Here is a 12,142-nt window from a genome sequence, read left to right as displayed (position 1 = left end):
GGTGCACACCGGCGTGAAGTCCTTCGGGTGCGAGAACAGTACCGCCCAGCTGTTGCCGATCCACTCATGGAATCTGATCGTGCCCTGGGTCGTTTCGGCGGTGAAATCGGGCGCGGTATCGCCCAGTTGCAGTGTCATGGTGGCCTCCTTGTCGGGTACGGCGTGACGAAGGTCCCACTATCGCGCCGCACCCCGCGCTTTTCAAGACAAGCCGCGCCCTTATGCCGATTTAGTCAGAAGATAGAACCGCAGGTTCAGCCCGAAGGCGGCCACCATCAGGCCCGCAATCAGGCCCCACCACAGTCCGGTCGGACCCATCTCCAGCGCAAACGCGAGCGCCCCGCCGAGCGGCAGCGCCACGCACCAGTAGGCCAGCAGACAGACCAGCATCGTCACGCGTGTGTCCTTGAGGCCGCGCAGGGCGCCCGCCGCGGAGACCTGCAGGCCATCCCAGATCTGCCACAGCCCCGCCAGACGCAGCAGCGTCTCGGCCAGCGCGCTCACGGCGGGATCATCGGTATAAACGGCGACGATCAGCTGCGGCGCGAGCGTCATGAGCAGCGCCGGCGGCAGCATGATGGCAAACGCCAGCGTGATGCCCACCCGCCCCCGCAGCCGCACGCCGTCCGCGTCCTGCGCGCCCGCCGCCTGCCCCACGCGCGCGGTGGTGGCCAGGGCGATGCCGACCGGCATCATGAAGGTAAAGGCCGCAAACGTGATGGCGACCTGGTGCGCGGCCACGGCCGCTGCACTGAAACGCGCCATCAACAGGCCGACCAGCGAGAACACGCCGACCTCGAGCACGAACGCCGTGCCGATCGGCAGGCCGACCATCAGGGTTTCGCGCAGGCCGTTCGCCGGCCGCGGCCGGCGGCCCGTCAGCAGCCGCAGCGCCGCATAGCGCGGATGGCTGCCCATCCATACGGCGAGCCCGGCGGCCATCAGCCACATGACCATCGCCGTGCCGTAGCCGGCGCCGGCCACGCCCAGCGCCGGCAGCCCCCAGGCGCCGAACATCAGCGCATAGACCAGCAGTGCGTTGGCGACCAGGCCCAGCAGGCCGCAGACCATGACCGGCCGGCTGTAGCCCATGCCTTCGTTCGCCGAGCGCAGCACGAAGAAGATGCAGGCCCCCGGCGCGCCCCAGCTCAGCGCGCGCAGGTAGTCCAGGCTCAGGGCCGCGGTTTCCGGCGTCACGCCCAGCAGCCTGACGATCGCTGGCGCACTGAGGTTGAGCAGCGCCCACCACAGCAGGCTCAGCAGCAGGGCCAGCGACAGGGCGCGGCGCAGGTAGCCGCCGGTGAGCGCGGGCTCCGTGCGCGAGCCCACCTGCTGCGCGACGATCGGCGACACCGCCGCGCAGATGCCCAGAAAGAACAGGAAGAACGGCGTCCACAGATTCCAGCCGATCGCGACCGCGGACAAGGCCTCGCCGCCGAGCCAGCCGGCCAGGATCGTGTCGGTCAGGGTCATGCCGACGAACGATAACTGCGCCAGGATCAGCGGCCCGGCCAGGCGCAGGCAGGCGACGGCCTCGGTGCGGAAGTTTGGATTCACGGTCAGATCTGCGCGAGCAGGTCGCATGTTAGCATTGACACGCTTGCGATCGGCCGCGTCATGAACTCATCCACCGACATCCGCCTGCTGTACTGCACCTGTCCCGATGCCGACACGGCGCAGCGCATCGCGCGCGCGCTGGTGGAACAGCGGCTCGCGGCCTGCGTGAACATCATCCCCGGCCTGCGCTCGATCTACCGCTGGAAAGGCGAGGTCCAGGACGATGCCGAGTGCCTGCTGCTGATCAAGACGCGCGACCTGCAGGTGCCGGCCGTCACCGACGCCGTGCGCAGCCTGCATCCGTATGAACTTCCCGAAGTGATCGCAGTCCCAGTGGTGGCGGGCCTCGCGCCCTACCTCGACTGGGTCCGCGACAACAGCTGAGTCCCGCATGCGACGCCTGCTCTCCCTGGCCCTCTTGCTGCTGCCGTTCACGGCCACGGCCGGCCTGCTCGACCCGCGTCAGGGCGAGGAGAGGTTCCTGCCCGTGTCACAGGCCTTCGTCATCAGCGCCGAGCTGCGCGATCCACAGACGGTGCGCGTGCACTGGGACATCGCCGAGGGCTATTACCTGTATCGCCACCAGCTGCGCTTCCGCCTGGCGGACGCGTCGGGGCTGGCGCTGGGCGAGCCGCAGCTGCCGGACGGCCTGCGCAAGACCGACGAGTACTTCGGCGAGATCGAGGCCTACTACCACCGCCTCGACGCGCTGCTGCCGATCGTCAACGGCGCCGCGACCGACGGCAGCCTGATGCTGGAGGTGCGCTTCCAGGGCTGCGCCGAGCGCGGTCTGTGCTACCCGCCCGAAACCGTCACCCTGCCGCTGCTGGCGCCCGCCGCCGCGGCGCAGGCAGCCCCGGACACCGGCGCCGTGGCGCTGCCCAGCGAGCAGGACCGCCTGGCGCAGCTGATCGGCGAGCGCAGCCTGCTGCTGGTGGTGCTCGCGTTCTTCGGCTTCGGCCTGCTGCTGGCGCTGACGCCCTGCGTGCTGCCGATGCTGCCGATCCTGTCCGGCATCATAGCCGGTGCCGGCGCGCGCGTGAGCGCGCTGCGCGGGCTGTCGCTGTCGGCCGCGTACGTGCTTGCCATGGCGCTGGCCTATACCGTGTTCGGCATCGTCGCCGGACTGACCGGCGCCAACCTGCAGGCGGCGATGCAGCACCCCGCCGTCATCGTCGGCTTCAGCGTGGTATTCGTGCTGCTGGCCTTGTCCATGTTCGGGCTGTTCCAGCTGCAGCTGCCGGTGGCGCTGCAGAGCTGGCTGTCACAGCAGAGCAACCGCCAACGTGGCGGCAGCCTCGCCGGCGCCGGCGTGATGGGCTTCCTCTCGGCCCTGATCGTAGGACCCTGCATTGCGCCGCCGCTGGCCGGTGCCTTGCTCTATATCGGCAACACGGGCGACGCCCTGCTGGGCGGCAGCGCCCTGTTCGCGCTGGGGCTGGGCATGGGCACACCGCTGCTGGCGCTGGGCGTGGTCGAGGGCGGACTGCTGCCGCGCGCCGGGCGCTGGATGGATCTGGTCAAGCATCTGTTCGGCTTCATGCTGCTGGGTGTGGCGGTTTGGATGCTGGGCCGCATCCTGCCCCTGCCGGTTACGTCCACGCTATGGGGGCTGCTGGCGCTGTCGCTCGCGATTTACCTGCTGGCCGGCGCAGGCGGGCAGCGGTGGCGTTTCGTGTTGGCCGCCGCAGCCATCGTTTATGGCGCCGCGCTATTGTGGGGCACCGTCCGCGGCGGCGTGGATCCGTTGCGGCCCTGGCAGGCGTTCCGCCCATCGCCCGGCCAGCCGGCCGACCGTGCCGCGTTCCTGCCGGTGAAAAGCGTCGAGGACCTGGAGTTGCTGCTGGCCGAGGCCGCGCGCCAGCAACGGCCGGTGCTGTTGGACTTCTACGCCGACTGGTGCGTCGCCTGTCTGAAGATGGAGCACGAGGTGTTCGGCGATCCGGCCGTGCGCGCGGCGCTGGGCAATGTCCTGCTGTTGCGCGCGGACGTGACCGCCAACGACGTGCAGGATCGCGCGCTGCTCAAGGCGCTCGGCGTGTACGGGCCGCCGACGCTGCTGTTCTTCGCCGCCGACGGGCAGGAGCGCCGTGACCTGCGGCTGGTCGGCGAAACCGACAGCGCCGGATTGCTCGCACGCCTGCACCGGCTGGACGGCCGATGAAGCGCGTCCTGCCCTGGCTGCTGTTGGCTGCACTGGCCGCCGCCGGCGGCTTCGGCGCCTACCGGCTCGCAGGGCCGTCTGCGCCCGAGCGCCGGCCCGACTTCACGCTGCGCGATCTGGACGGTGCGCCGCGCGCGCTGGCCGAATGGGACGGGCAGGTGGTGCTGATCAATTTCTGGGCGCCGTGGTGCAAGCCCTGCCGCGAGGAGATCCCGATGCTGGTTGCGCTGCAGCGCGAGTATGGCGCGCGCGGCCTGCAGGTGCTGGGCCCCGCGATCGACGACCCCGAGCCGGTGCGCCGCTTTGCCGACGAGCTGCAGATCAATTACCCGGTCTTTGCCGATCTCATGCCCACGCTGGCCGTGCAGGAAGCCTTCGGCGACACGCGCCTGCCCTACAGCGTGCTCATCGACCGGAAGGGCCATATCGTCTTTCGCAAGGCCGGCGAGCTGAAACGCGCCGAGATCGAGCCGCTGCTGCAGCCACTCTTGCAAGATCCGGCCCCTTAGCTCGACCATACGCTTTCTGGAGCCCGGCGTACGGCCTATCCCGTACCTGGCCGAGCCTGGACCTACCATCTGTTTAATTTTGCGGCGATCTCCATCGATCTTGTCGGGGACCTGCGGCATCTGTACATTACCCGCCTGCCCCAGGAACTGGCTTGGGCGCACTACCAGCTGCAGGGAACCTAAGGATTGAGCACGATCTTGCTGTTGAACGGCCCCAACCTGAACCTGCTGGGTAGCCGTGAACCCGATGTCTATGGCCGCCAGACGCTGGCCGAGATCGAGGCACGGCTCGGCACGCAGGCCGCCGCCGCCGGCCACCGCCTGGAAAGCTTCCAGAGCAACGGCGAAGCGCCACTGATCGAGCGCATCCACCAGGCCAAGGCCGAGGGCGTGGCCTTCATCCTGATCAACCCGGCCGCCTTCACCCATACCAGCGTCGCGCTGCGCGACGCCCTGCTGGCCGCCGCCATCCCGTTCATCGAGGTGCACCTGTCGAACGTGCACGCGCGCGAGTCGTTTCGCCACCACTCGTATTTTTCCGACATCGCCCAGGGCGTGATCTGCGGCCTGGGCGCGCTCGGCTACGAACTGGCCCTGCAGGCCGCGCTCGCGCAGCTGCAGGCGAAGTAAAGAGTAAGAGCCCGCGAATGAACGCGGATAAAACGCCGACAGGAACCTGCTTTTCTGGAGAGTCGGGCGTTCTTGATTCGCGTTCATTTGCGTTCATTTGCGGACTCTTTCGGTCCTACCGGGAGTGATCATGGATATTCGAAAAGTCAGGGCATTGATCGAGCTGGTGCAGGAATCCGGCGTCGCCGAACTGGAGATCAAGGAAGGCGAGGAAACCGTCCGCATCAGCCGCTTCCCGCAGGGCGGCGTGAACCTCAGCGGCCCGTTGCCGATGCTCTCCAGCCTGCCGCCGGCCAGCAGCGCGCCTGCAGAGCCGGCGGCCAAGAGCGATGCGACGCTTGCCGCGCCGGCCAAACCCAGCGGGCATATCGTGCGCTCGCCGATGGTCGGCACGTTCTACCGGGCGCCTTCACCCGATGCCAAGCCCTTCGTCGAAGTGGGCCAGCGCGTGCAGGCCGACCAGACGCTGTGCATCATCGAGGCGATGAAGATGCTCAACCAGATCGAGGCCGAGGTCGCCGGCGTGGTATCCGAGATCCTGGTCGAGAATGGGCAGCCGGTCGAATACGACCAGCCGCTGTTCGTGATCACGCCGTAGCGCGCCCATGATCGAGAAAGTCCTCATCGCCAACCGTGGCGAGATCGCGCTGCGTATCCTGCGCGCCTGCCGCGAACTGGGCATCTCGACGGTCGCGGTCTATTCCACCGCCGACCGCGAGCAGAAGCACGTGCTGCTGGCCGACGAGACCGTGTGCATCGGCCCGCCACCCGCCGCCAAGAGCTATCTCGACGTCAGCAAGATCATCGCCGCCGCCGAGGTCACCGGCGCCTCGGCCATCCATCCCGGCTACGGCTTCCTGTCCGAGAACGCCGACTTCGCCGACAGCATCGAGAAGAGCGGCTTCATCTTCATCGGCCCGCGCGCCGACACCATCCGCCTGATGGGCGACAAGGTATCCGCGATCCGCGCCATGACCGAGGCCGGCGTGCCCTGCGTGCCGGGCTCCGGCGGGCCGCTGCCGGTGGACGACCCGGCGCGCTGTCACGAGATCGCGGCGCGGGTCGGCTATCCGGTGCTGATCAAGGCGGTCGGTGGCGGCGGCGGGCGCGGCATGCACGTCGTGCATCAGGAATCAGGTCTGATGGAAGCCATCCGCATGGCCTCGCAGGAGGCGCAGGCCGCCTTCAGTAACCCGGCCGTGTACCTGGAGAAATTCCTGGAGACGCCACGCCACATCGAGATCCAGGTGCTGGGCGACGGCGCCGGCAACGCCATCCACCTCGGCGAGCGCGACTGCTCGATGCAGCGCCGCCACCAGAAGGTGCTGGAGGAATCCCCGGCACCCGGCATCACGCCCGCGCAGCGCGCCGAGATCGGCGGCCTGTGCGTGGAAGCCTGCAAACGCATCCAGTACCGCGGCGCCGGCACCTTCGAGTTCCTGTACGAGAACGGGCGCTTCTATTTCATCGAGATGAACACCCGCATCCAGGTCGAGCACCCGGTGACCGAGCTGGTGACCGGCGTGGACCTGGTCAAGGAGCAGCTGCTGGTCGCCGCCGGTCTGGGCATGACCTACCGCCAGGAGGAGATCGAGATTCGCGGCCACGCCATCGAGTGCCGCATCAACGCCGAGCACCACCGCAGCTTCATCCCCTCGCCCGGGCGCATCACCACCTATCACGCGCCGGGCGGGCCCGGCATCCGCGTGGATTCGCACATCTACAGCGGCTACACAGTGCCGCCCTACTACGACTCGATGATCGGCAAGCTGATCGCGCACGGCAGCAGCCGCGCCTCGGCGCTGGCACGCATGCGCACGGCGCTGTCCGAGATCATCGTCGAGGGCATCCACACCAACGTGCCGCTGCACCGCAAGATCCTGCAGGACGCCGGCTTCCGCAAGGGCGGCACCGACATCCACTACCTGGAGCGCATGCTGCACGACTGGACGGGGACCAGCGTGTCGGACGACGACGTGCCGCGGTGACCAGAAGCCGTGCCTGGCCGGGCGGTCTTGATGCGGGCGCGGTTTTCTCGTGACGAGGGATGGCCACGCGGGTTCGCGGGACCGTGCGGCTGTCCCGAGTAAGCAAGATCCCTTGGACTGGCTGCAAATCGCAATCGAGGCTGACGCCGATGTCGAGGCGCTGGAAGAGGCGCTGCTCGCCCTCGGCGCCGTGTCGGTTTCCCTGACCAACGCCACAGGCGAACAGCTGTTCGAGCCGCTGCCCGGCGAAACCCCGCTGTGGGCGCGCTGCTGGGTGACCGGCCTGTTCCCCGCGGCGACCGAACCCGCCAGCGTCCTGTTCGGCGTGCAGGCGCGCCTCGGCCTCGAACGGCCGCCGCGTTTCCGCGTCGAGACGCTCGCCGACCGCGACTGGGTCCGCGCCTGCCTGGCCGACCTGAAGCCGATGCGCTTCGGCCGGCGCCTGTGGATCTGTCCGAGCGGCCATAACGTCAGCGAGGCCGACGCCGTGGTCGTGCAGCTCGATCCCGGACTGGCCTTCGGCACCGGCACGCATCCCAGCACCGCGCTGTGCCTGAACGCACTCGATGCACTCGATCTCGCCGGCAAGACCGTCATCGACTACGGTTGCGGCTCCGGCATCCTCGCCGTCGCGGCCGCCCTGCTGGGCGCGCGCCACGTCAGCGCCGTGGACATCGACCCGCAGGCGGTGCAGGCCACGCGCGACAACGCCGAGCGCAATGGCGTATCCGCGCGCGTGCAGGCGATGCCGGCCGCAGCCTTCACACCCGCACCCGCCGACCTGCTCGTGGCCAACATCCTCTCCGGCCCGCTCAAGGCGCTGGCGCCACGCTTCGCCGCCTGTGTGCGCCCGGGCGGTGGGCTTGTGCTGGCCGGCCTGCTCGCCGCCGAGGCCGAGGATCTGCGCTGCGCCTACGCGCCCTGGTTCGATTTGCCCCAGGCGCAGATCGAGGACGGCTGGCTGCGCCTGAGCGGCACGCGCCGTAGCCACCCGGCGCCAGGCTGAACGCGTCACACACGGGCGCGGGCAGACTGGCTATACTCGGCGGGTCTGCGTGGCCCGAGCGTTTGTGGTGACTCCCCGGTTGTTCCGTCTGCTGACATCCAACTACGGTCTGTGCCTGGCGCTTGTGCTCGGCATCGGCGCGCCGGCGCAGCTGCGCGCGGCCAGCGACGGCCTGCCCAGCCCCTATTACCGCGAAGCAGAGTACTACCGCCATCAGTCGCAGCCGTTGCTGGCGCTGGGCAGCCTGCTGGCCGCGCAGCAGCAGGAATCGCTGCGCGATGGCGAGCGCAACGCCGCAGAGCTCCTGCTGGGCCAGCTGTACCGCGACTACGCCCTGCCGGGCCAGGCTGCCGACAGCCTGCAGCGCGCAACCGGCAGCGGCGTCGGCAGCCTGCGCGGCAAGGCCTGGTGGGAACTCGCGCAGCAGCGGTACCGACGCGGCGAATACGAACGCGCCAACGCCGCGCTGGCCCGCACCACCGGCCTGCTGCCCTATGAGCTGGAACAGCAGCGGCCCCTGCTACAGGCCCAGATCCTGATGGCGCTGAACCGCAACGCCGAGGCGGTAGCGCTGCTCAACGCCTGGCAGCCGATCCAGCACCAGGACCCCTACACGCGCTACAACGTCGGCGTAGCGCTGGTGCGCGCCGGCGATCTGCTGCAGGGGGCCGGTATGCTCGACAGTGTCGGCACCATGCCGGCGCCGGATGCGGAGCTGCAGGCCCTGCGCGACCGCGCCAACCTGGCGATGGGTTACGGCTTCCTGCGCGCGGATCACGGCGCCACCGCTCGGCCGCTGTTCAAGCGGGTGCGCCTGGAAGGCCCGCACTCCAGCCTGGCGCTGCTGGGGGCCGGCTGGGCCGAACTCGCCCCGGACGGCACACGCCAGCAGAACCTGTACCTGAGCCCGGTCGGTTGTGTGGAAGACCCGGCGCGCGTGCTGCCGGAAAGCCTGCTGATCCTGCGCCGCCCGCCGCGCGCCGCCTGCGACCGTGAACGCACTTTCAAGGCGCGCGTGTTCTTCGAACAGGCTCCGGGCGCAGGCTCGGAAGCAGAGCGCTATCGGCGCGCGCTGGTGCCCTGGCAGACGCTGATCCGTCGCAACCCAGCCGACCCCGCGGTACAGGAGGCGCTGCTGGCCGTGCCTTATGCCTACGCCCGGCTCAAGGGCCGTGAGCTGGCGATCGAGCACTACCGCAACGCTATCCGGCTGTACGAAACCGAGCGGCGCCAGCTCGAGCGTACCGCGCAACAGGTGCGCGAGGCACCCGTGTCCGCGGCCGCCGACGGTGCCGCGTTGTCAGCATGGAACCTGCCGCGCCCGGAGGACGGGCTGTACCTCGGCGCCCTGTTCGCCAGCCACCCGTTCCAGGCTGCGCTGCGTGACCTGCAGGCGCTGCGGACATTGGCGCGCACGCTGACACCGCTGGAGCCGCGGCTCGATTACCTGGCCACGCGACTCGACGGCGGCGCCCTCACCGTCGCCGACTCGACGAACGCGCCGGCGACGACGGCCGAGACCGATGACGCCGCAGCGGCGGACGAGCTGGTCGCCTCCGTCGAGGCGGCCCCGCAGTCGCCCGGCGAACGGCGCATCACCTACTTCGGCGTGTTCGACTTCATGCCGCCCGCCGAGGCAGCCCCCGCCCTGACGTCAGCACCGGCCACGGAGGAGCGCCTTGCGCCAGAAACACCGACGCCCCCGCGACGCCGCGTGCGCAGCGACACATCGGAGACACCCTTCGAGCGATATCAGCGCCTGCGCAACCGGCTGGAACTGATGCAGGCCCAGGTACTGGCCGCCGAAGACAGCCAGGAACAGGTTCTGCGCGACATGACCCTAGCCGAACTCGCGCGCCACCAGGCCCGTCTCGACACCTATCTGGCGCAGGCGCGTTTCTCGCTCGCGCGTCTGCTCGATCCGGCCGTGACCGAATCACCGGGAGAATAAGGACATGCGCCCCACCCCCCTGCTGTTTGCCGTGCTGGCCCTGGCGGCCGCCCCGCTGCCGGCCGCGGAACCCGAGGCCGCGGCCGATACCGGCGCCTTGGCACGGCGCGTCGAGGAGCTGAAGCTGGAGTCGGTCAAGCTCGCACGCGACCTGTGGCTGCTGGAACGGCAGCTCGGGGAAGAGGAAAACAGCGTGACGGTGTTCCTGTCGCTGGATGCCGGCGCCGGGGATGCACCGGAGTCGGTCGAAATCAGGCTCGGCGACGAAATCGTCACCCGGCACAGCTACACGCCGGCCGAGCAGGAAGCGCTGCGCAAGGGCGGCGCGCACCGGCTTTATGCCGGCACCCTCGCGCCGGGCCGGCATGTGCTGGAAGCACAGCTCAGTACCCGCGGCGACGGCGGCCAGCGGCGCCCCGCCGCCAAGCTCTCGTTCCGCAGCGGCGAAGCACCCAAGACCATCGAGTTGCGCCTGGAGCGGCTGGCCTCCGGCGACACCGAGCTGACGGTGCGCGAATGGGACTGAGGCACACCCTGCTGCTGGCTCTGCTCGCCGGCGGGCTCGCCGCCTGCAGCCCCGCCCCGCGCCAGAAGCCGGCCGATGCCGGGCCGGACATCGGCAGCCTGGAACAGTCGGACCCGGCCCTCTCGGCGGAACCACTGCCGGAGAGCAGCGCACCGCCCATGGATCCGCAGCAGGAGGCGGTGCAGCACTACCAGCGCTTCGTCGAACTGGCACCGGACAACGACGCCAGCGGCCTTGCCCAACAGCGCATCGCCGATCTGCAGCTGGAAACCGCCGGCGCCGGCGGCGATCCGGCCAAGTCGATCGAAATCTACGAACGCATCCTGCGCGAGCAGCCCAGCGCCACCGGCGACGAGCGCATCCTCTACCAGCTGGCGCGCGCCTACGAGGCCAATGGCCAGCTGGAGCAGTCGCTGGCTACGCTGGAGACCTTCCTGCGCCGCTATCCGGAGTCTGAGCAGGCGCAGGAGGCGCGCTTTCGCAGCGGCGAGGTGCTGTTCGCGCTGCAGCGCTATCGCGAGGCCGAGCGCTTCTATGTGCTGCACTACCGCTACGGCGAAAAGTCGCCCTACTACGAGCCCGCGCTGTACAAGCTCGCCTGGTGCCACTACAAGCAGGCGCAGTATCCCGAGGCGCTGGCCAATTTCTACCGCGTGCTCGAGCGGCATCCCGGCGCCTACGGGCCCGACAGCCCCACGCTGGACACTGGCGCGCTGGAGCGCGCGCAGCGCGAGCTGCTGGAAGACAGCCTGCGCGGCATCGCCCTGAGCTACGCCGCGCAGGGGCCGGCGACGGCGGTACAGCCGGAGCTGCAGCGCCTCGCCGGCAGGCCCTACGAGCTGCTGGTGGTGGATCGCCTGGTGCGGCACTACCTGGAGCAGCGCCGCTACAGCGACGCCGCGCACACGCTGCAGGCCTTCGCTCAGCGCAATCCGCGTCACCCGCGCGCCGCGGCGATGATGGCCGAGTCCATCGAGATCTACGCGCGCGGCGACTTTCCCAGCCAGGCCGTGGCCGGCAAAGAGGCTTACGTGCAGCGCTTCGCCGCGCAGGCCGACGACCCGGCGGTGCGCGCCAAGGTCGAGACCTTCCGCCGCGAGGTCGCGGAGTATTACTTCAACGAGGCGCAGCGCACGCAGCGGCGCGAGGACATCGAGACGGCGATCCGCAGCTACCGCGAGGTGCTGGCGACCGCGCCGGAGTCTGCCGAATCCTCGCGCATGCGCTTCCAGCTGGCCGAGCAGCTATACCGCAGCGGCCAGTACGCGGCCGCTGCCGAGGAATACGAGCGCGTGGCCTACGGCCGTTTCCCGGGCGCCGACGGCGCCGCGGCCGCCTATGGCCTGACCGTGTCCTGGCAGCAGGCCGCGAGTCAGGCCGAGGGTGCCCAGCGGCAGGCCGCGCATCGCAGCTTCATCGATGCCGCGCTGCGCCTGGCCGAGCGTTATCCCGCACATCCCGAAAAGGCGGCTGCACTGACCCGCAGTGCCGAGCTGCTGCTGGACCTGAAGGAGCTGCCCAAGGCCGCCGAGCTTGCCCGGCGCGTGCTCGCGCTGGTGCCGGAACCGCCCGCCAGCCTGCGCTACAGCGCCGGCGCGGTGCTGGCGGCGGCGGAATTCCAGCAGGAGCGCTTCGCCGAGGCCGAGGCGGCCTACCGCGCACTGCTGCGACTGGCACCGGAGCGGGATCCGCGCCGTGTGGACCTCGAGCGTGCGCTGGCCGCGTCCCTCTACCGTCAGGCTGAACTGCGCAAGCAGGCCGGCGATCTGCGCGCGGCGGCCGAGCTGTTCCTGCGCGTCGGCGAGACGGTG

Annotated in this window: 12 protein-coding genes; 10 read left to right on the top strand and 2 right to left on the bottom strand. The window is 69.8% G+C overall.

Going from position 1 to position 12,142, the window contains the following annotated elements:
- Positions 1–138, bottom strand: a 138-nt coding sequence (locus VNJ47_03160) for a redoxin domain-containing protein (GenBank protein HXG27830.1), incomplete at its 3' end; no start/stop codon positions are given.
- Between the two features lie 81 nt (positions 139–219).
- Complete coding sequence (locus VNJ47_03155) at positions 220–1,557, bottom strand: MATE family efflux transporter (protein ID HXG27829.1); 1,338 nt, start codon at positions 1,555–1,557, stop codon at positions 220–222.
- A gap of 60 nt (positions 1,558–1,617) precedes the next feature.
- Between VNJ47_03155 and cutA the strand changes: the two genes are divergently transcribed.
- The 10 genes from cutA to VNJ47_03105 all read left to right on the top strand — a co-directional run.
- Positions 1,618–1,941, top strand: a complete 324-nt coding sequence (gene cutA, locus VNJ47_03150) for a divalent-cation tolerance protein CutA (GenBank protein HXG27828.1) — start codon at positions 1,618–1,620, stop codon at positions 1,939–1,941.
- A gap of 7 nt (positions 1,942–1,948) precedes the next feature.
- Positions 1,949–3,721 carry a protein-disulfide reductase DsbD gene (gene dsbD, locus VNJ47_03145; GenBank protein HXG27827.1) on the top strand — a complete coding sequence of 591 codons (1,773 nt, stop codon included), beginning with the start codon at positions 1,949–1,951 and terminating at the stop codon, positions 3,719–3,721.
- Positions 3,718–4,230: a TlpA disulfide reductase family protein gene (locus VNJ47_03140; protein HXG27826.1), complete on the top strand. Its 513-nt coding sequence runs from the start codon at positions 3,718–3,720 to the stop codon at positions 4,228–4,230. The genes dsbD and VNJ47_03140 overlap by 4 nt, the downstream gene beginning before the upstream one ends.
- A gap of 186 nt (positions 4,231–4,416) precedes the next feature.
- On the top strand, positions 4,417–4,860 hold the full coding sequence (gene aroQ, locus VNJ47_03135) for a type II 3-dehydroquinate dehydratase (protein ID HXG27825.1): 444 nt from the start codon (positions 4,417–4,419) through the stop codon (positions 4,858–4,860).
- A 130-nt stretch (positions 4,861–4,990) separates the two neighbouring features.
- Positions 4,991–5,458, top strand: coding sequence for an acetyl-CoA carboxylase biotin carboxyl carrier protein (accB, locus tag VNJ47_03130; GenBank protein ID HXG27824.1), 468 nt, complete (start codon positions 4,991–4,993; stop codon positions 5,456–5,458).
- Between the two features lie 7 nt (positions 5,459–5,465).
- Positions 5,466–6,848 carry an acetyl-CoA carboxylase biotin carboxylase subunit gene (gene accC, locus VNJ47_03125; protein ID HXG27823.1) on the top strand — a complete coding sequence of 461 codons (1,383 nt, stop codon included), beginning with the start codon at positions 5,466–5,468 and terminating at the stop codon, positions 6,846–6,848.
- Between the two features lie 112 nt (positions 6,849–6,960).
- Positions 6,961–7,854 (top strand): 50S ribosomal protein L11 methyltransferase, encoded by an 894-nt coding sequence (gene prmA / locus VNJ47_03120; protein HXG27822.1) that lies wholly within the window; start codon positions 6,961–6,963, stop codon positions 7,852–7,854.
- 49 nt (positions 7,855–7,903) lie between these two features.
- Positions 7,904–9,805 (top strand): hypothetical protein, encoded by a 1,902-nt coding sequence (locus VNJ47_03115; GenBank protein HXG27821.1) that lies wholly within the window; start codon positions 7,904–7,906, stop codon positions 9,803–9,805.
- A gap of 4 nt (positions 9,806–9,809) precedes the next feature.
- Complete coding sequence (locus VNJ47_03110; protein HXG27820.1) at positions 9,810–10,331, top strand: hypothetical protein; 522 nt, start codon at positions 9,810–9,812, stop codon at positions 10,329–10,331.
- Positions 10,322–12,142, top strand: a 1,821-nt coding sequence (locus VNJ47_03105; protein HXG27819.1) for a tetratricopeptide repeat protein, incomplete at its 3' end; no start/stop codon positions are given. The genes VNJ47_03110 and VNJ47_03105, both read left to right, overlap by 10 nt.

The organism is Nevskiales bacterium (genome assembly GCA_035574475.1).
Taxonomy (GTDB): Bacteria; Pseudomonadota; Gammaproteobacteria; order Nevskiales; family DATLYR01; genus DATLYR01.
Note: the sequence above shows the minus strand (reverse complement) of the source record. Positions and strands in the feature narration are given on the sequence as shown.

What these genes read in the sequence shown, in the direction of transcription:
- cutA (HXG27828.1), top strand. Translation starts at nt 1,618, where the DNA reads ATGAACTCATCCACCGACATCCGCCTGCTGTACTGCACCTGTCCCGAT.
- dsbD (HXG27827.1), top strand. Translation starts at nt 1,949, where the DNA reads ATGCGACGCCTGCTCTCCCTGGCCCTCTTGCTGCTGCCGTTCACGGCC.
- VNJ47_03140 (HXG27826.1), top strand. Translation starts at nt 3,718, where the DNA reads ATGAAGCGCGTCCTGCCCTGGCTGCTGTTGGCTGCACTGGCCGCCGCC.
- accB (HXG27824.1), top strand. Translation starts at nt 4,991, where the DNA reads ATGGATATTCGAAAAGTCAGGGCATTGATCGAGCTGGTGCAGGAATCC.
- accC (HXG27823.1), top strand. Translation starts at nt 5,466, where the DNA reads ATGATCGAGAAAGTCCTCATCGCCAACCGTGGCGAGATCGCGCTGCGT.
- VNJ47_03110 (HXG27820.1), top strand. Translation starts at nt 9,810, where the DNA reads ATGCGCCCCACCCCCCTGCTGTTTGCCGTGCTGGCCCTGGCGGCCGCC.